The organism is Desulfocicer vacuolatum DSM 3385, from assembly GCF_900176365.1.
In the GTDB taxonomy this organism is placed as follows: Bacteria; Desulfobacterota; Desulfobacteria; order Desulfobacterales; family Desulfobacteraceae; genus Desulfocicer; species Desulfocicer vacuolatum.
The window spans coordinates 41870-62324 of sequence record NZ_FWXY01000023.1; the positions used below are offsets into that span (position 1 = coordinate 41870).

Consider the following 20455-nt stretch of genomic DNA (forward strand, 5'->3'; position numbering starts at 1 on the left):
GTATTTCATATAAATCGCCACGGGCGGACCGCATTCTGATATCGATCAGCCCATGGCAAAGCATACAACACAATGAATGGTTACTTCATGCTGTCAATACTGTAGTTGGGAGCCTCTTTGGTGATAATAACATCATGGACATGGCTTTCCCTGAGACCGGCGGCACTGATTCGAACAAAATGAGCCTGCTGCCGCAGCTCCTCAACGGTCAATGTCCCAAGGTATCCCATACCTGCCTTTAGACCACCTAACATCTGCACAATGTTTTCCTTTACGGTGCCTCTGTAAGGAATCCGGCCCACAATGCCTTCGGGAACCAATGTCTCATCTTCCGAGCTATCCCGCTGGTAATAGCGATCACTGCTGCCTTTGCGCATGGCTTCCACAGATCCCATGCCCCGGTACGCCTTGTACTTTCTTCCCTGGAAGATAACAATTTCCCCCGGGCTTTCCAAGGTACCGGCAAGCAGGCTTCCCAGCATCACGCACTGGGCTCCGGCTCCGATGGCCTTGGCAATATCACCGGAAAACTTAATACCCCCGTCGGCAATGATGGGAACCCCTGTTTCATCGGAAACAGCTTTACAGTTCATGATGGCCGATAACTGGGGCACCCCCACACCGGCCACAATACGGGTGGTGCAGATGGAGCCCGGACCAATGCCGATTTTAACACCGTCAGCCCCGGCATCAATAAGGGCTTTGGCGCCTTTGGCAGTGGCCACATTACCGGCAATTACCTGGGCATCGGGGAAATCGTGCTTAATTTTTTCCACGGCACTCATGACGTTCTGTGAATGGCCATGGGATGTGTCAATGACCAGGGCATCCACCCCCCCTCTTATAAGGGCCTGGGTGCGTTCCATCATGTCAGAGCCCACCCCAATGGCGGCTCCAGCCCGGAGTCTGCCCATGGAATCCTTGCAGGCATGGGGATATTTTTTAATCTTTTCAATATCCTTAATGGTGATCAACCCTTTAAGACGCCCTGCTTTATCCACCACCAGCAATTTTTCAATGCGATGTTTATGGAGCATTTTTTTTGACTCTTCCAGGGAACATCCCTCAGGAACTGTCACCAGATTTTCTTTGGTCATGACATCCTTGGCCGGTTTTTCATGCTGGGTTTCAAACCGCAGATCCCGATTGGTGACAATGCCCACAAGCTTATCGCCTTCGGTGACAGGGATACCTGAAATCCTGTACTGGGCCATGATGGATAAAACTTTCGCAATGGAGGTCTCAGGAGAAATGGTGATGGGATCCACAATCATACCGCTTTCGGATTTTTTCACCCGGTCCACCTCAATGACCTGTTCTTCAATGGAAAGATTTCTATGGATAAATCCCAGTCCCCCGGCCCGGGCCATGCTGATGGCTGTCCGGGCTTCGGTGACGGTATCCATGGCCGCACTGACAATGGGAATATTTAAATTAAGTTTCCGGGTCAGCCGGGTTCCTGTCTGGACATCATCGGGCAGTATTGAAGAGTAGTCCGGTACCAGCAGCACATCATCAAAGGACAATCCGTCCTCTGCTATCACATTAACCATTTTTATCCTCCAGTGGAAATCTTGTAATCAACTTTATTATAAGCTGTTTTTAAATTTATCTTAAACCTTAGGCACCCTTCATTTTTACTTTACACTTTCATGGGGTGATTGCCTATTTTTAGGTGCTCGTCCTTAAAAAATGTAAAGTACTTTTGAAGACATCTGAAGGATGCCAAACTTTATTATTTCAAATATAACCGCCACGGGCGGACCTTATTCTGACCTCGGTCTGCCCACAACAAAGATAGAATTTTTCTACAGGTTTGCGGAGTATTTCATATAACCGCCACGGGCGGACCGTATTCTAATCCGGCTCTACCCACAACAAAGCTTGAAATACACCCTCGATTTGAGGCGTATTTCATATAAAACTACCACGGCAGGTGTGGAATCCCCCCCACCGCAGCACTGCATTTCACACCCTATTTTTGTAAACCTGATTCAATATCAGAAAAATGGGAATAAATCAAACTGACAAAATTCATGCCAAATCAAGAGCAAAGTTAATATTCTTTTAAATATCAACCATTACAATAAAAACAACACTCAGCCCCCCCCCATGATCGTTGAATCTAAAAATTTTCTTGATGCTTTTATACATAAACGATATAGTTATCAGTGGTTTGAATATTGGATTGTTCTAACTTTGGCACTCGAACAGAGTTTTTTGACAAACACAACACCCTCTGCCCTGACCACCCTTAAACTAAAAATGGAATAAACCATGCTGCTAAAAGTAAATCCCGATAATCCCCAACCCAGAATGATTGAAAAGATTGTGGACATCCTGAAGCAAGGTGGCATTATTGCTTATCCCACTGACACATTTTATGGCATTGGGTGTGATATCCTCAATAAAAAAGCCATTGAAAAGGTGTATCGACTAAAACAGAGAAGCAAGTCCCAGCCCTTCAGCTTTATCTGCGCCAACCTCACCCATATCAGCGAATATGCAAAGGTTTCCAATTTTGCCTACCGCAACATGAAACGCCTGTTGCCGGGACCATTTACCTTTATTTTACCAGGCTCAAAAATGGTTCCCAAAATCATGCTGACCAAACGCAAGACCGCCGGTATCCGTGTACCGGACAACACCATTTCCCTGGCCATCGCCCAAACCCTGGGGCACCCGGTATTGAGCACCAGCGCCACAGACCCCGACGGCAATGTGTTTGAAGACCCCTCCTTACTTCACGATTTTTTCAGCAAACGCCTTGATGCCGTCATTGACGGCGGCCCTGTTTCAGGAACCGCCTCCAGCGTTGTCTCTTTAATTGACGACGAACCCGAAATTATCCGTTATGGCGCCGGTGATGTCAGCATTTTTGAATAAGGACTGAATTACTTTTTTGATCACGGTCATATTGTCTTCCCGGGGATAAACCGGCACCACATCACCGCTGATATCGGCCAGCACACCGGCCCATTCAATGGCGTCCCCAAGATTACCCAGTCGATCCACCAACTGGAGATCCAGGGCCCTGGCACCGGTGAAAATTCGTCCATCGGCAAGGGTGGCCATTTTCTCTTCGTCCATGTTTCTACCCATGGCAACATCTTTGACAAACTGGGAATGGATCTCATCCACAACCCCCTGGAGCAAACGCTTCTCCTTATCCCCCAGGTCCCGCAGTGGGGAACCCATATCTTTGTACTCACCACTTTTAATCACCACCGGGGTCAAACCGATTTTTTTAATAATATTTTTAAAATTGGCATATTCCATGATTACACCGATGCTTCCGGTGATGGTGCCGGGATTGGCCATGATACCGTCACAGGCCGCAGCAGAGTAATATCCCCCTGAAGCTGCCACAGACCCCAGGGAAGCCACCACTTTTTTTATCAAACGGGTTTTCATGACCTCCCGATATATCTCCTGGGAGGGCCCCACCCCGCCGCCGGGGGAATTAATGCGCAACACAATGGCCTTAATATCTGCATCCTTGCGAAAGGCCTTAATATCCTCTATCACCTCTTTTGAAGAAGAGATCAATCCGGAAATCTCCACAACTCCCACATTTCCTGAACGCCCGCCATACTCGGTGCCAAGGGAAGCCTTAAACATTGCCCCCCCTCCCACTATCAGGCCTGTGATAATAACAAAGGTTGCCGATACAACGGTGAGCGACACAAGGGAAAAAAATAAAAACGGATGTCGTCTGGAAAACATGCAATACCTCATTGGTTAGTTATTAAATTGGGCAACCTGTGCCGGGAATGAAATAAGGCTGTTGATATTTTTTCATATGAAATACGTCGCAGACCAAGGGCGTATTTCAAATTTCATTGTGGGCAGATCCCCATGAAAACACAGCCCACCCAGGGTGATGATATAAAAAAGGCCGGACACAGAGATGCCTCTGTGGTCCGGCCTGATTTTTTCAGCCTGATATCATTATCATGTCCGGCAGCAGAGCCCATTGAAAAAAATGGCTGCAACCAGGGATATTATTTTTCTTCAGACCTGGCAGCCTCCTCAAGGTTGTCACGAAGCAGCTCACCAAAAGAAGAGGTGGTGGGCTTCATGTTTTTGGCAAAATCCTGGATAATATCCTCTTCTGCCTCGTCCTCAAGTCGTTTAATGGAAAGACCGATGCGTCTCTCATCACTGTTAATGTTCATAACCCGTGCAGTGATGTTCTCTCCGACCTTAAATTGATCTGAAGGTGTTTTGATTTTTTCTTTGCTGATTTCAGACACATGAACAAGACCTTCAATACCTTCTTCCAGCTCCACAAAAACACCGAAATCAGTAATATTTGTGATTACGCCTGAAATCTCGGTTCCCACTTCATATCGCTGCTCCACAGTTTCCCAGGGATCGGGCTGGGTCTGTTTGATACCAAGGGAGAATCTTTCGCTTCCCTTGTCAATGTCAAGGACCACGGCCTGGATCACATCACCTTTTTTATAAACCTCGGAGGGATGTTTGATGCGTTTGGTCCAGGAGATGTCAGAGATATGCACCAGACCGTCAATGTCATCATCAATACCGATGAAAAGACCAAAGTCTGTGATGTTTTTAATTTTTCCTTCAATGACAGTGCCCACAGGATACTTGTCACTGATGACTTCCCAGGGATTCTCAACGGTTTGTTTGATACCAAGGGAAATTCTTCTGTTATCCGGTTTGAGATCAAGGACAACAGCCTCCACCTCTTCACCCACGGAAACCATTTTGGATGGGTGACGAATCTTGCGGGTCCAGGACATTTCAGACACATGAATCAAGCCTTCAACACCCTCTTCCAGCTCCACAAATGCACCGTAATCGGTGAGGCTTACAACCTTGCCAAGCACCTTGGAACCCACAGGATATTTTTCCTGGGCCATGGTCCATGGGTCAGGGGTCAGCTGTTTCATACCCAGAGATACCCGTTCTTTCTCCATGTCGTAGGAAAGAATCTTCACATTGATGTTGTCCCCCACGGAGAACAGCTCCGAAGGATGTTTCACACGGCCCCAGGAGATATCTGTGATGTGAAGGAGTCCGTCCACACCGCCGAGATCAACAAAGACACCATATTCTGTGATATTTTTAACAACACCTTCCATGACCTTTCCGCTCTCAATGGAGCTGAGGGTGTTGGCCCTGGCTTCTTCACGGATTTTCTCAAGAATAACCCGTCGAGACAGAACAATGTTGCTTCTCTTTCTGTTATATTTAAGGACTTTGAATGTATAGGTCTGCCCCACCATCTCATCCATGTTCCGGATGGGCCGAAGGTCTGCCTGGGAGCCGGGAAGAAACGCCGGCAGGCCGATGTCAACGGAGAAACCGCCCTTGACACGACTTGTGATGATTCCCTCAATGGTGCCGTCTTCTTCGTAAATATCCCGAATGGCATCCCAGACCTTAACCTTGGCAGCTTTTTCTTTGGACAGAATAACTGTTTCTTCTTCTTCGTCCCAGACTTCCACCATTACCTCAACCTGATCATTCAGGCTGACATCGACATTGCCTTCCTCGTCTCTGAACTCGTGAATTGAGATCTGCCCTTCAGACTTGTAACCCACATCCACCAAGACATGATCTCTGTCCACAGCAATAATGGTACCTGTTACAACCTGTCCTTCTTCGAAGCGCTTGAAGCTCTCTTCATAAATACCCATCAATTCTTCCATGGTCTCTTCCCCGGTCAGAACGGGTTCAGACGCCATGGACGCCTCTAATTCCTCAGCAGTTTCTAATTCTTCATTCATTTCGTTGTTCTCGTTTGTTTCAGCAATGTTATTCATTAATGTTAATCCCCCATAGACAAATTTTATACTTTTTCTATAAAAAAGTATAATCTATTATGAATATCAAAAAAAGAGAGGAAAAACAATATAAAAAATTATTTTTTTAATCCAATCGCCACTCAAACCCTTTTAATCCCTGTGAATCTCCAATAGAATCCGCTGCACAACTTCTTCCAGGGAGATGTGGGTAGAATCAATCAAGACGGCATCTTTTGCCGGTGTCAGCGGGGCAATTTCCCGACCGGCATCATTGGCATCTCGACTTTCCATCATCTCTTTTACCTGGACCAGATCCTGTTCCGGGGCCTGTTTCTCCTTAAAACGCCGCAGGGCCCGGGTATCAAGATCTGCAAAAAGAAAAAATTTATGCCGGGCATGGGGAAACACAACGGTTCCCATGTCCCTTCCTTCAAACACCGTGTCATTATTCTTTGCAATGGCATGCTGTAAACCCAGTAAAGCCTTTCTCACACACGGCCGGGCAGAAATGGCCGACGCCAGCATGGATATTTCCGGGGTGCGTATCAAAGAAGAAATATTTTTCCCGGAACTTGTCAACACCGGATCTTCACCTTCCATGGCAAAGGAAAGAGAGATCCGGTTTAAAAAAGGTTCAAGCACGGCATCCGCCTCCCAGTCAATACCGGCCTGTTTAACCTCCAGGGCCACACCGCGATACAGTGCCCCGGTATCCACATAGATGCAGTTAAGGCGCTTTGCAAGTTCCCTGCTCACACTGGTTTTACCGGCACCTGCAGGGCCATCTATGGTGATAAGCATATTTGTCATGTCATCCCCCCTGCCTGGGACAGCAGCTGCTCCAACACAAAAAGGAATCGACGGTTTTCTTCTTCAAGTCCTGCGCTTATTCTCAGATAGGTTTCAAATCCATAGGATTTCATGGAGCGGACAATAACCCCTTGTTCCAGCATTTTTTGAAATACGACCCCGGCATCCATTCTGACATCCAACAAAAAGAAATTTCCCTGGGTGGGAAAGGATTGTATGCCCATTGCTGACAGCTGTTCCTGGAGGAAATCAATGCCCTGGTGCATGGTCTGAACACTTTGATTGAGAAACTCATGGTCTTCCAGGGCTGCGGCAGCTGCCACCTGGGCCAGGGAATTGACATTAAACGGCTGACGAACCCGGTGGAGAATTCCTGCAACGCCGGCATCCATGATGCCATATCCCACCCGGAATCCGGCAAGGCCATAGGCTTTGGAAAACGTTCTCAAAGAGACAATCCGGGGATCTTGCAGGGGCGATGCCAGGGAATCATAAATCGCCTTGTCCCGTGCAAACTCAATGTATGCTTCATCCATAATCACCAGTACATTTTCCGGAACCTCTTTCATGAACGCCGTTAACACATCCTTTGTGATGTGACTTCCCGTGGGATTATTGGGATTGGTGAGAAAAATCATGGTAGTACGGGGAGTTACAGCTTTTAAAATAGCATCAAGATCAATGTCAAGCCCTTTTAAGGGCACCATCACCGGTACACCGCCTGACACCTTCACTGATATTTCATACATTAAAAAGGAAGGCAAAGGCATCAGCGCCTCATCCCCCAGCCCCAGAAAACCCTGGGCCAGCAGGGCAATGATATCATCGGACCCGTTGCCAATGACCACATTGTCCGGATTTACGCCATATTTCCGGGCAAGCATGCCGGTCAATACATGGCCGCTGCCGTCGGGATACCGATTCATGCCGGCAAGATGCGATTTAACAGCAGCCACAGCTTTGGGAGAAGGCCCCAATGGATTTTCATTGGATGCCAGTTTAACGGAATTTTTAATCCCGTATTCCCGCTCTATTGCCTCAATGGGCCTGCCCGGTTCATAGGGCTTTATGGAACTGATATATTCCGGGGTATTTAATTTCATGGAACCTGATGCACTCCTTTTTTCATCATAACGGTCATGTCCTGACAGACACAACAAATATTAAAAATGGCATTATGCCGCCGGGGACTGTGTTGATGGCATTTCAATACTGAGTTTTTTGATAAACCGCCACGGGCGGACCGATATTTCAAAAAAATGAACCCCGGTCAGCGCTTACCCTCTGATTAGTTTGGATTTGATATTTTGTCAATATCTATGCTAAGGGGGGGATGGGGAGAAAAGGAAAAATATTCAAAGGCAACCGGATAAAGTCCATCCGTGGCAATTTTATATACAATGCAGCCTCCAAGGCAACCTCAAGCAGAGCCGGATCAAAATACGGTCCGCCCATTTAAGCCTAACAATGCAGACACATTGCAATTGCATTTTTAAAAGGAGATCCACATGATCAAGGCACCCGTCAAAACAGGCCTTGAAACGCTTAAGACAACACCGTCCACAGCGTTTAAAGGAAAAAAACTCGGCCTTCTGGCCAACCCGGCATCGGTGGACAACACCTTTATTCATGCCTCCCGAATTATTCACGCTCTGTTTCCCGGACAATTAAAGGCTCTTTTTTCTCCCCAGCACGGTTTTCATGCTGAAAAACAGGACAACATGATAGAATCGGACCATGGCATGGACCCGGAACTGAATATCCCCGTTTTCAGTCTTTACAGTGACACCCGCATTCCCACCGAAAAAATGATGGATCACATTGACATATTGATCATTGATCTTCAGGATGTGGGCACCCGGGTCTACACATTTATGTACACCATGTCCCATTGCCTGGAAGCGGCAAAACAATATGGTAAAAAAATAGTAATTCTGGATCGACCCAATCCCCTGGGTGGAATTGCGGTGGAAGGCAATGTTCTTGCTGACAGCTGCCGTTCTTTTGTGGGCCGATTTCCCCTGCCCATGCGTCATGGGCTCACCATGGGGGAACTTGCTCTTTTTTTCAACCGGGAGCATGGCATCCATGCAGATGTAACAGTGATTCCCATGCAGGGATGGAAAAGAAAGATGTCTTTCCGGGACACAGGCCTTTCCTGGGTGGCCCCCTCCCCCAACCTGCCCACGCCGGAATCTGCCATGGTTTATCCGGGGCAGGTTATATTTGAAGGCACCAACGTATCAGAGGGAAGGGGAACCACCCAACCCTTTGAGTTTCTGGGAGCTCCCTACATTGATCCATCCCCCATTCTCAAAGAAATCGTCAAAGATATTGCCGGTGCCACCCTGCGACCCATCTGTTTTGAACCCACCTCAGGAAAATGGGCAGGACAAGCCTGCCGGGGATTCCAGATTCATGTCACCGATCCCCTGGCCTTTAAACCCTACCGCACCTCACTGCTTCTTTTACAACAGATAATCAAACATCACCAAAATGCGTTTCAATGGAAAGAACCTCCCTATGAGTATGAATATCATAAATCGCCCATGGATCTTATCTTGGGCAGCGAAACACTAAAGGAACGCATTGCGCAACAAGAAGAGATGAATGCCCTGGAAGCATCCTGGCACATGGATCTGGTTGGATTTGAAAAGACAAAACAGAAATTTCATCTTTATGAACATTGCTGACACAGAACATAAACTGTAGACAAAAGGATATTCTTTTACAACTACTTCACACTTGTAGAGGCCAATGGCCGTTTTTCAAGGAATTCTGCCCAAAAGAGTAAACTGCTTTTGTGACGATATGAAACATACAAGAAAAGAAGGGGGAGGGGGAAAGCAAAAAAGAGAAAGAAAAAAAGGAACAACAGACAAAGCAGCTGTTGTTCCCGTAATGGAGCAAAAACTTATTTTTTAAGGTCTGCCAGCTCTTTTTCCAGCTCGGCAATCCTTTCTTTATCATCAGCTACGGGTGCATCTTCACCATCATTTTTTTTCCAGCTGTCTTTGAGCTCATCAAAACCGAGGTAGAGGGCAAGACCGCCACCCAGCAAAAGAACTGGAGGAATGGCACCGGCAAGAATCTGTAGAAATGCGCCAAACCAAACAGCAATACCAATAATACCCAACAGAACGGCAACTGCACCACCAATCAAAGTCTTCATCAAATAATCCTCCTTACCATGTTAATGATTGCAAAATTCAAAATAACTATATAAAATCACAACTAAATATCGTTCATGTCCTTTACACATCAATTAAGATCAATCAATTAGCATATGGAAACAAGTAAATCAAGGCAATTTTTAGATGCTAATTATTTTGTTGCCATGGCATCAAGGCTTATGATAAAAATTTTTTTCTGTATCAAGCGTCAGGCCGACACACTCTGGACTAAACCCCGGAGAGCCTTTTGCCTCTTTTTCTTATAACCGCCACGGGCGGACCGTATTCTGACCTCGTTGCGCCCACAACAAAGGTAGAAATATTCCCCGGGTTTGCGGAGTATTTCATGTAAACCGCCACGGGCGGAGCTTATTCGACCCACAACAAAGATAAAATTTCCCCCGGATTTAAAGGGAATTTTTCATAGAAGAGCAGAAAAAAACCATGGCATTCCATGGTATTCAAGGAAATATAAATGAAACCATTTTCAATATTCAGTGGCATGGCCCATTCCCTCAAACAGTTTTATCGCAATAAAATTACCACAATCCTTAATAACAGTAGTGGCTACTTTGCATGCTTTTACCCAGGTAATAAAGGCATAATATCTCCTTTTCTTTTTAATCGACTTTTTTCCAGAATCGGCCTGGATAAAAAAAAGGTTGCCAATCTAAGTGATCTTAATAAAACCGGTACAGTCATTTATGTGAGCAAATATAAAAGTATCATTGATTTTTTATTTTACAGAACCATTTTTGAAAAAAATGCACTGCCCTATCCTGAGATCATTTTTGACGGTTCTTTTTTCTTTCTCATGCCTGTCAAGCGCCTGTTTAAAATTTTACTCACCCAGCTGGACTCTGTTTTTCGTACCTTTTCTTTTAAAGATCCTTACGTGTCCGGGTATTTTTTTGATGAATTCGCAAAAGGGCGATCCGGCTTTATTCATTTGGTGGAGAGCAAAAGCTTTTACAAACGATTTATCCGCTCCAAACCAAGCCCATTACTCCATCTTATCCATTTTCAAAAAAATAACGACAGACCTTTACTGCTGGTGCCCCAGACCATTGTTTACAGTTTAAAACCCATTCGAAGCACCTCATCTTTATTTGATATTTTATTAGGGAGCAATGAAAAACCGGGAAGACTCAAACGTCTGGCAGCCATGTTCCAGAAACCGGAAAAAATATGCGTTGAGATTTCCGAGCCGATTAATTTAAAAGAATTTCTTGAACGTCCCGATATCAGGGACATTGATGAGGATTTCCAGGCCTATAGCCTGAGAATTCATCTCATGGATCTTTTGAACCGCCAGAAACGAAGCTTCACCGGCCCGGTGCTTAAAACCAGGGCAGAGATCACCGAAGATATCCTGACCCAGAAATCCCTTCAGGAATTCATGAAGGTGCATTCAGAGCAGAATAACAAAGCGTTGATGACAACCCATAAAAAAGCAGCAAGCTATATAAAGGAAATTGCAGCAAGCTACAACCTTCCGGTGATTTACATCTTTGAAAAGGTATTGACCTGGGCATTTAACAATATTTTTGAAGGCGTGGTGGTGGATCAGGACGGCCTTGACCGTATTCGGGAAGAATCAAAAAAGGCTCCGGTGATCCTTGCCCCCTGTCACAAAAGCCATCTGGACTATCTTTTGCTTTCCTACCTCATGTTTAAAAATAACATGCCCTGTCCCCACATTGCCGCCGGAAAAAATCTATCCTTCTGGCCCCTGGGGCCCATTTTTCGAAGTGGTGGCGCTTTTTTTCTGAGACGAACATTCAAGGGAGCCCCCTTGTACTCCCGCATCTTTGCGGCATATGTTGAGAAACTTCTGTCTGAAGGCTTTAATATGGAATTTTTCATTGAAGGGGGAAGAAGTCGCACCGGCAAGCTGTTATCTCCAAAGCTTGGATTTTTAAGCATGCTCATCAAGGCCCACCGCAACCAATCCTGTGAAGATCTCATCTTCATCCCTGCCTATGTGGGCTATGACAGGGTATTGGAAGAAGATGCTTACCTCCATGAAATTGAGGGAGGTAAAAAAGAGTCAGAGAACATCTCCCAATTGATCAAGGCCAGAAAATTTTTAAAAAAGAAATACGGTAAGGTTTATATAAAATTCCATGAACCCATCTCCCTGAACAGTTATCTGCGGGAAAAGGACGAATTTCAAAGGTTCATGGGGGAAGACCAGCACAAAAAATTATGCCGGAGCATGGGATATAAACTGATCAATGCCATAAACAACACCACCATCATTACCCCCCATGGCATCATTGCAAGCGGAATACTCAACGCCCCTGCGGGTCGATTTTCCAAAAAAGAGCTGATGATCCGGGTAAGTGCCTACATGAACATGCTCACCTTTTGCAAGGCAGAACTTGCCGACACCTTGACCATGGACCCTGATCGGGCACTGGACCGGGTATTGCAAAACTTTGTTTCCAGAAAATTCATTGAACTGGCCGATGACGAAGAAGATGAAATTACAGAAAACACCCGTTTTTTTGTAAAAGACAACAAGCGCCCCATTCTGGATTATTATAAGAACAATGCCATTGCTTTTTTTATCCCTGCTGCCTATACGGCCCTGGCAATTCTCAAGACAGATAGATTTCAGTTTTCCTCCACAGATCTGCTAAAGACCTATGCATTTCTCCAGGACTTCTTTATTGATGAGTTCTCCTTTGATGATGAAAAAAGCTGTAGTGAACACATTGCCCACAGCATTAAAGCCTTTATGGAAAAAGGTGTGGTGGTTCCCCACCCCGATTTCCCAGACACCTTTAACCTCACCTCAGAAGGCTTCAGACAACTTCGCTCCTTTTCTGTGTTCCTGAAACCGTTCATGGAATCTTACAAGGTGGCTCTTCTCTATTTTGAGAAATATCCTGCAGGCAAACATGATGCAAAAGAGCGCATCAAAAAAATCCAGGCCAAGGGCCTTAAAATGTACAAACGCCAGGATATTCTCCTTAAGGAATCATTGTCCAAAATCAATTACATCAATGCCAGTTCATTTTTTATGAACAATGGCATAAACGGCAGTGAAGACACTGACGCCATTGAAAAGCACAAAAAAATCATTGAAGATTTCCTGGCCATACTGTCGGTATAACCGCCACGTATGGACCTAATGCTTGTTCAAGGCTAAAATTTGGGATGATAAAGTTCAAAGAGTATTACACCACGAGATCTTTGAGAATTGACAATCCTAAAATTAAGATTTGACGTTGCACTGCTTTGATCGGGCGCAAAAAATATAGGGTCGTAGACGCGGAGCCAAATGGTATTATACCGCCGCCCCCCGACGGGCAATGGGTCCGGACCGGAACTGTAGACAGCTCAATTGTCCGGTTCCTATTGCCCGTCGGGGGGCGGCTCTGCCTTAGCTTGCCTTGGAGGCTGCCTTGTATATAAAACTGCCATGGGCAAAACAAGGAAAGAAGAAACTTGAATAATCAAAGGGAAAAGAATACCCCATGAAGGCATTAATTCTGGCCGCAGGGCTGGGCACCCGCCTGCTGCCCCACACCGTTCAACGGCCAAAACCCCTTTTTACCCTGGCAGGTTTGCCTCTTTTGGAAATCACCATTGAAAAGCTCATCCATGCGGGGTGCAAAGAAATTGTCATCAACAGCCATCATCTCCATGGGCAGATTGAAGCTTTTATCCAGGCAAAGAAATATCCCGTGCCCGTAATAACCAGCCATGAACCCACTCTTCTGGACACCGGAGGGGCCATTAAAAATGTGCGGGATGTCATGGGAGACTCACATTTCTGGGTCATTAATTCAGATGTTGTAACGGATCTTGATCTTACAAAGGTATGGAATTTTCATAAAAAAGGAGACTGGCCGGCCACCCTGGTGCTACACCATGAACCAAGATTTAACGGTGTTAAAGTCAACAGTGATAACTTTATCACAGGTTTTCCAGGGACTGATGCCGCCTCTCCAAACCCCATGGGCCTTTTGGCGTTCACCGGTATCCAGATCCTGTCCCCGGAAATATTTGATCACATGCCAGAGGAAAAAATCTTCAGCAGCATTGATCTTTATAAGTCGCTGTACTCTGGGGGCAACCGGGTAAAAGCATGTGTCATGGATCATTTCTACTGGCAGGATGTGGGCACCCCGGAAGCCTATCTGGATGCCGGCCTTCGGCAGCTTTTCATGGCAGCCGGAGACACCGCTTCTGGTGGGCACGGTTCTGACAATATAGAAGCAATCCGGCACCACAACCCACCCCAAGATATAGCCGTCACCCCACTGGCCGGGGACGGGTCAGACCGAAAATGGTTCCGCCTTGCCCATGGTGACACCACCCATGTGGTGGCTGACCATGGCATTGATGCCCTGGGATTGTACCGGAAACCGCCGGCTCCCAGGGAAGTTGATGCCTTTGTTGACATCGGTAATCACCTTTATAAACGACAGATTCCAGTGCCGAAAATACTGGGCTACGACCTTTTTTCCGGCCTGGTCATACTGGAAGACCTGGGAGATGTTCACCTCCAAAATGTCATCCTTGGTGCCGACAATCCAAAAACAGTCCTTAAATACTATAAAAACGCCTGCAATCTTATCATGGACTTTTCCATAAAAGGAAAGCAGGGATTTAACCCCCATTGGACCCACCAGACCCCAACCTACTCCCGGGAGCTGATCCTGGAAAATGAGTGTCGATATTTTGTGGATGCCTGTTTAAGGGGATATTTAAATCTTAACATTGAATTTGAAACTCTTTTTCCCCAGTTTGATTTCATTGCCGGACAATGCCTTGAAAATGCGATCACAGGGCTTATGCACCGGGACATGCAGTCCAGGAACATCATGGTCAGTCAGGATCAACTCAGGATCATTGATTTTCAATCTGCCAGAACAGGTCCCATGCAGTACGATGTGGCCTCCCTGCTCATTGATCCCTATGTTCACCTGGACAGATCCATTCAAGAGACAATTCTGGATTACTGCGCAAAAGCTGTGGAAAAACGCACAGGATTTGCTGAAAAAAAATTTAAAAAAGGATATTATTATTGTGCCCTTACCCGAAATTTTCAAATTCTGGGTGCCTTCAGCAATTTGAGTAAAAACCGGGGAAAAACCTGGTTTGAACCCTTTATACGTCCGGCATTGAAAAGCCTTGCCACGGCGATTCACACAGTTAACATTCCAGATGTCAACCTGCTGGCAAAAACCATTGACCAGGCCCTTAAATCCATTGGCGAGTAAAAGCAACGGCATCGGGAAAAGCCGGAACCGGCCGGTACCAAATTTTTCCGGGACACATTTGCGTTACCCCGGTTCAATGCTTGATCAGCTTTCTAACGCTCTTACCAAAGGAGCACGAAAATCAGAGATGATAAGCGGGGTTGCTAACAAGCTGAGCCACCATACGGGAATAAAATTTTATAATAAAATGACCGACTTTATGAGCAAGCCCTAACAATATAGACTCACAGATACAAGGAAAAAATACCATGGAAAAAATACATGTAATGATGAATGGCATCCCCGGCAATGTGGTCACCACCATTGCCGGTCATATACAAAATGATCCCCGGTTTGAACTATTGCCCTTTGCCATGACCGGCCCGGAAATAACCGCCGCCACCCATACCCTGGGGGACATGACCATTAAACTTATTACTCCGGATAACAGAGACACAGCCATCAAAGAGATCAAGGAACAATTTACTAATTTTATCTGCATTGATTTTACCCACCCAACGGCTGTGAATGACAATGCCAAATTTTATGTTGACAATGAAATACCCTTTGTCATGGGCACCACAGGGGGAGACAGAACGCTTCTGGAGGAAACCATATTATCCGGTAATATTCCGGCTGTTATTGCCCCGAACATGGCCAAACAAATCGTGGGCTTCCAGGCCATGATGGAATATGCCGCCACCACCTTTCCAGATCTTTTCAAAGGTTACAGCCTGAGCATCAAAGAAAGTCATCAACAGACCAAGGCCGATACCAGCGGAACAGCCAAGGCCATGGTGGGATACTTTAACCGGCTGGGAACCCCCTTTTCCAACGATGAGATCCACCGGGAAAGGGACCCCGAGATCCAAAGAAATGAATGGAAAATTCCAGAACAGCACATCAATGGCCATGCCTGGCACACCTACACCCTGACCTCGCCGGACAACACGGTTTGTTTTGAATTTTCCCACAACATTAACGGACGGGATGTGTATGCCCAGGGCACCATGGATGCAGCGGCCTTTCTCCACAGCAAGCTTGGGCAGCAAAAGAATAAAACAGCAAAAGGGGAAATTTACACCATGATTGATGTACTTAAGGGGAAATAAGAATGATACGGTTCCTTGGACGCATGGATTTTGGACAATGAGTCAGATGGCAAAATTTTTTATTATCCTGGCGGTGGTGATTTATGTCATCAGCCCCTTTGATCTCATACCCGATTTTCTTATGCCCTTTATCGGGTGGATTGATGATACGGTTCTTATTTCCATGTTGATTTATTATTTAAGAACCGGAAAAATCCCCGGGATTTTTTCCAGAAAAGGTAATTTTCAGGCAAGATACCGTCCCCCCGGCAGCCAGGGTAACACCACCGGTGGGGAAAATCACAACACGCAACAAGGCTCTTTTTCCCAAAGCAGTCAATCTCACCGCCAAAGTTGGGCAAAAGAGCCGTCAGAAGGTGAAAAATCCCCCCATGACATCCTGGGGGTTTCCCCGGATGCCACCCCCGGGGAAATCCGGGAGGCTTACATCACCCTTGCCAAACAATATCACCCGGACAAAGTGGCCCACCTGGGAGAAGAATTACAAATTCTGGCAGAAAAACGATTCAAAGAGATCCAGCAGGCCTATGCCCGGCTTTCCTAATTAATTGTGGTTACAGGGCAATGTGCCTTTAGAATCACATACCGGGCCGTGGACCCCATAATGATTTTCTGGGCCCTTGATTTCTTCTTGATGCCCAGAAAAATATGGCTGACATTCTTCTCCCTGGCAAGTTCCACAAGGTCTTCACCCGGTGTAAATCCCCGGACACTTTGCTCTGCTGTGCAGGGAAGGCGCGCCTCTTTCATAAGCTTTTCTGCAAATTTCAAATCAGCCTCCGCCTTTTGGACATCAGCCATTTTTTCTTTGGGACCTCCTTCCATGGAGGTTACAATGTACACCTCGGCATTGCACAACAGAGCATAGTCCCTGGCAAGCTCCAGTGCACGAACCCCCACCTCTCCGCCATTGTATCCAACCATTATTTTCATAAACATCTGTTCCTTTATAGATAATTTTTTTTGCAAATAGGCTGACTACATCCATCGCTTACGTCTTTTATAGGATTTCACATTTTTAAAGGACTTACGGCCCCCACCCTGGGTGATGCCCATGTAAAACTCCCGGACATCGGGATTGTCCTGCAGGGTTTCTGACTCCCCCTCCAGAACAATGCGTCCCGACTCCATGATATAGGCATAATCTGATATGGCAAGGGCAATACGGGCATTTTGCTCCACCACCAGAATGGTGGTTCCCATCTCTTGATTAATCTTCTGGATATTTTCAAATATCTCCTTCACCAGCAAAGGTGCCAACCCCAAAGAAGGCTCATCCAGCATGAGCATATCAGGCGCGGCCATCAATGCCCTGGCAATGGCGATCATCTGCTGCTCTCCTCCGGAGCTGTACCCGGCCATGCGGTTGGTGACATTGGACAGGCGCGGAAAATGGCGATACATCAATTCATTGTTTTTTTTGATATTTTCAGCACCGTCACTTCTGGTGATGGAGCCCACACGAATATTTTCATTCACGGTGAGATGCTTGAACACCCGGCGGCCTTCAGGGACCATCACAACCCCTTGTTTAACAATATCCGTCCCGTTAAGAGCTGTGATATCATCCCCGTTAAAATGGATAACCCCTTCACGGATGGCACCGTTTTCCGGTTTTAAAAGTCCGCTGATGGCCCGCAGGGTGGTTGTCTTGCCTGCACCATTGGTTCCAAGCAGGGACACAATGCGCCCCTTGGGCACATTGAGGCTCACCCCCCGCAATACCTGGATAATATCATTGTAGACCACTTCAATATTGTTTACTTCCAATAATTTTTTTTCCAATGGCGTGGTTCCCATTTTTATTTTATTTTTTTCATAAATTCAGAGGTGATGGGTTGCCCCACTTTTCTGAACACACCGTCCTTTACACTGTAAATCTGGAGCATATCCACACCGGCACGGTCTGTGGCGGAATAGGTCACCGGTCCCACCGTGGTGTAGGGGGTGTAAGCATTGGCACCGTTCATGGCGTTGAGCTCTTTATAGAGATTTTCACGATTGATTTTAAGCCCCTTTTCCTTTACCCGGCGAATCACTTCCGTTGCCACCTGGGCCACCATGATGCCGTTGGCATAGTTGTGGGAATTGGCGGCCTTGTCATCCCGGTTATACATTTTGGCCAGGGCGAGCTGTTTTTCCGTGCCGTCATTTTTTTCCGAGGTGATATTATAGGAGGTGGTCCAGTAAAAATTTTCCGCAGCTTTGCCTGCCAGGGCTATGAGATCATTTCCACCAGTGTAGTGGGCCCCCATGAAAGTGATCTTTCCCTCCTGCCCAAAGGATTCGGCAACAATACCCAGACGGCTGGCATCCTTGATCATGGCTGCCACCGGTGATTGCACTGTGTGACAGATCACATATTGCACACCTTTGCTCATGAGTCGTTTGAGCATGGCAGTGCTGTCAAGATCCTTTCCATGTTCCACCACTTCCACAATTTCAATGTTCAACCCGGCGGCAATGGACTTTTCTGCATCCTCCACAGGTCCCCTTCCAAAGGCTGAAGGATGTATGAACATGGCAACTTTGGCCTTGTCTCCCTTGTTATGGACGGCAATGTACTCTGCCAGGCTCACCACCTGCTCGGAGTAAGATGCAATGGGTAAAAAGATGTAGTTGGAATCCACAAGATTTCCGGCATGGAAGGACGCCGGAATAACGGCGATCTCTTCTTCCTCAAAATCTTTTTTCAACCCCAGGGTGCTTCCCGTGGAGTAATTAAGATAAAGAACAATGCCGTCATCCAGAAATTCCTCAAAATTTCGTTTGGTAACAGACGTTTTATACTGATCATCCCTTATGGAGCAGTGAATGGTATCTTTGCCCAGTATTTTGGTTTCATTGGCAAAATTAAAATAATCTTCCACCCCCTTGGCATAGGGGTTCCCGGCATCGGATGTGGGGCCTGTGATGGCCAGGGACAATCCCAGTTTATACTCCTTGGCATGGACCTGACAGGTAAAGGCCAAAGCCACCATTATTAACATCGCTGTTATTTGAAACGCTCTGTTCCTGATTTCCATTGTTCCCTCCATTTAACCTCATTTAAAGTAATAATCAGTCTCCATTGTGAATATTTAACTCAACTTTCGGGCTTCATTTCAAAGCCGGCATTTTTAAATGTACCGATGGGCTCAGTGTGCCGACGGGGTCAGGCTTTTGTTATTGATGTTATCGACCAAGACCTTTGCCAACGAAAAAAGCCTCGGTAATGTCAATAACGAAAGCCTGACCCCACCACGAAATGCGAACACCGAAAGTTGAGTATTTAATATCTAAACGGCCACTTCTTGGTATAGGACTTAACAATACGCCACCAGTTGGCAATGCCCCGGGGTTCAAACATGAGAAACAACACGATTACAAGTCCAAAGGTCAAGGGCCTCAGGGCTGTGGCAAGATTCATGCTGGAGGGAAGATATTCTCCGGCAAAACCGGAAAAGTGTTCCACCTGGAGTTCCAGAAACTGTATGGCCACCGGCCCCCAAAAGGAGCCGTTAAGGGTGCCAAGCCCCCCCACAATGGCCATGGCCAGATAGGATATGGAGTGATGCAAAGTAAATGATTCAAATCCCACCCCCCGGTAAAGATAGGCATGAAGCGCCCCTGCCATGCCTGCCATGAATCCTGCAAGGGCAAAGGCATACACCTTGGTGAACCCCGGGTGCATTCCCATGGCGTCGGCAGCCCTGTCATTGTCGCGCACGGCGATGAGACATCTGCCATAACGGGTCTTCATGAGATTGCGTATACCAAACCCGGACAGTATAATGACCACAAGCGTCACATAGTACCAGAACTGGTAATGTTCCCGTCGCATCACCTTGCCGGTGAACCAGAATACCCGGCCCACAAAGATGGTCTGCCCCTGGTTGAAAAAGGTCATAAAATTAATGGTCCATTCAAAAATCATTTGAAAAGAGAGGGTGGCAATGGCCAGGTAAAGATGTTTGAGCCTTAAGGCCGGCAATCCCACCACAGCACCGAACACCGCCCCCACCAAGCCCCCCGCAAGAATAACAATTGGCCAGAAATGGGTCACCAGCCCATGGGAATCTCCCAGAACACGACACAAAGCAGCCACAGTATAGGCCCCCACCCCCACAAAGGCGGCATGGCCAATGGATATGAGCCCGGCAAACCCGGTGACAAGATTGAGCCCCATCACCGCAACAATGGCAATGAGGGTGGAATCAATCACCAGCATGTACTTGTTGCTCAGGGGAAACACCATGGGCCAGATCAAAAGAAGGGCAAGAAACAAAGAAAAAACAGATCTGTCAAGGTGGGTAAAAAAGGTGCGCTGCTCCTGTTTATATGCGGTAAAAAAATTACCCGTGGCCAGCCATTGATTTGATGACATG

At 46.6% G+C, this 20455-nt stretch carries 16 protein-coding genes; 6 read left to right on the forward strand and 10 right to left on the reverse strand.

Going from position 1 to position 20455, the window contains the following annotated elements; all coding sequences use genetic code 11:
- Positions 1 to 80 precede the first annotated feature (80 nt).
- On the reverse strand, positions 81 to 1553 hold the full coding sequence (guaB, locus tag B9A32_RS17235; RefSeq protein WP_084071204.1) for an IMP dehydrogenase: 1473 nt from the start codon (positions 1551 to 1553) through the stop codon (positions 81 to 83).
- A 724-nt stretch (positions 1554 to 2277) separates the two neighbouring features.
- Here guaB and B9A32_RS17240 point away from each other — a divergent pair.
- Positions 2278 to 2886: an L-threonylcarbamoyladenylate synthase gene (locus B9A32_RS17240; RefSeq protein ID WP_084071205.1), complete on the forward strand. Its 609-nt coding sequence runs from the start codon at positions 2278 to 2280 to the stop codon at positions 2884 to 2886.
- Here the strand turns inward: B9A32_RS17240 and sppA are convergent.
- The 4 genes from sppA to hisC all read right to left on the reverse strand — a co-directional run bounded on the left by sppA (position 2824) and on the right by hisC (position 7690).
- Positions 2824 to 3726, reverse strand: coding sequence for a signal peptide peptidase SppA (sppA, locus tag B9A32_RS17245; RefSeq protein ID WP_084071206.1), 903 nt, complete (start codon positions 3724 to 3726; stop codon positions 2824 to 2826). The two genes, B9A32_RS17240 and sppA, sit on opposite strands and share 63 nt — an antisense overlap.
- Positions 3727 to 4004: 278 nt before the next feature.
- Positions 4005 to 5795 carry a 30S ribosomal protein S1 gene (locus tag B9A32_RS17250; RefSeq protein WP_084071207.1) on the reverse strand — a complete coding sequence of 597 codons (1791 nt, stop codon included), beginning with the start codon at positions 5793 to 5795 and terminating at the stop codon, positions 4005 to 4007.
- 132 nt (positions 5796 to 5927) lie between these two features.
- A complete protein-coding gene (gene cmk, locus B9A32_RS17255; RefSeq protein WP_084071208.1) occupies positions 5928 to 6587 on the reverse strand; it encodes a (d)CMP kinase in 660 nt (219 codons plus the stop codon).
- A complete protein-coding gene (gene hisC, locus B9A32_RS17260; RefSeq protein ID WP_084071209.1) occupies positions 6584 to 7690 on the reverse strand; it encodes a histidinol-phosphate transaminase in 1107 nt (368 codons plus the stop codon). Before hisC ends, cmk begins: the two co-directional genes overlap by 4 nt.
- A gap of 405 nt (positions 7691 to 8095) precedes the next feature.
- On the opposite strand from hisC, the gene B9A32_RS17265 reads away from it, so the two are divergent.
- Positions 8096 to 9280: an exo-beta-N-acetylmuramidase NamZ family protein gene (locus tag B9A32_RS17265; RefSeq protein ID WP_084071210.1), complete on the forward strand. Its 1185-nt coding sequence runs from the start codon at positions 8096 to 8098 to the stop codon at positions 9278 to 9280.
- A gap of 221 nt (positions 9281 to 9501) precedes the next feature.
- On the opposite strand, the gene B9A32_RS17270 is transcribed toward B9A32_RS17265, so the two are convergent.
- On the reverse strand, positions 9502 to 9759 hold the full coding sequence (locus B9A32_RS17270; RefSeq protein WP_084071211.1) for a hypothetical protein: 258 nt from the start codon (positions 9757 to 9759) through the stop codon (positions 9502 to 9504).
- A gap of 476 nt (positions 9760 to 10235) precedes the next feature.
- On the opposite strand from B9A32_RS17270, the gene B9A32_RS17275 reads away from it, so the two are divergent.
- From B9A32_RS17275 to B9A32_RS17290, 4 genes are all read left to right on the forward strand, one after another.
- Positions 10236 to 12881: a 1-acyl-sn-glycerol-3-phosphate acyltransferase gene (locus B9A32_RS17275; protein WP_084071212.1), complete on the forward strand. Its 2646-nt coding sequence runs from the start codon at positions 10236 to 10238 to the stop codon at positions 12879 to 12881.
- Positions 12882 to 13245: 364 nt separating this feature from the next.
- Positions 13246 to 14997, forward strand: a complete 1752-nt coding sequence (locus tag B9A32_RS17280) for a sugar phosphate nucleotidyltransferase (RefSeq protein WP_084071213.1) — start codon at positions 13246 to 13248, stop codon at positions 14995 to 14997.
- Positions 14998 to 15245: 248 nt separating this feature from the next.
- The gene (gene dapB / locus B9A32_RS17285) at positions 15246 to 16088 is read left to right on the forward strand and encodes a dihydrodipicolinate reductase (protein WP_084071214.1); all 843 of its coding nucleotides are present in this window, start codon (positions 15246 to 15248) and stop codon (positions 16086 to 16088) included.
- Between the two features lie 46 nt (positions 16089 to 16134).
- Complete coding sequence (locus B9A32_RS17290; protein ID WP_232367215.1) at positions 16135 to 16632, forward strand: DnaJ domain-containing protein; 498 nt, start codon at positions 16135 to 16137, stop codon at positions 16630 to 16632.
- Here B9A32_RS17290 and B9A32_RS17295 read toward each other — a convergent pair.
- The 4 genes from B9A32_RS17295 to B9A32_RS17310 all read right to left on the reverse strand — a co-directional run bounded on the left by B9A32_RS17295 (position 16629) and on the right by B9A32_RS17310 (position 20454).
- Positions 16629 to 17021, reverse strand: a complete 393-nt coding sequence (locus tag B9A32_RS17295) for a universal stress protein (RefSeq protein WP_084071216.1) — start codon at positions 17019 to 17021, stop codon at positions 16629 to 16631. The genes B9A32_RS17290 and B9A32_RS17295 overlap by 4 nt on opposite strands.
- A gap of 45 nt (positions 17022 to 17066) precedes the next feature.
- Complete coding sequence (locus B9A32_RS17300) at positions 17067 to 17888, reverse strand: ABC transporter ATP-binding protein (RefSeq protein WP_084071217.1); 822 nt, start codon at positions 17886 to 17888, stop codon at positions 17067 to 17069.
- A 2-nt stretch (positions 17889 to 17890) separates the two neighbouring features.
- A complete protein-coding gene (locus tag B9A32_RS17305) occupies positions 17891 to 19114 on the reverse strand; it encodes an ABC transporter substrate-binding protein (protein WP_084071218.1) in 1224 nt (407 codons plus the stop codon).
- A gap of 245 nt (positions 19115 to 19359) precedes the next feature.
- Entirely contained in the window at positions 19360 to 20454 is a 1095-nt protein-coding gene (locus B9A32_RS17310) for a branched-chain amino acid ABC transporter permease (RefSeq protein ID WP_084071219.1), read from the reverse strand.
- Position 20455: the final 1 nt, after the last annotated feature.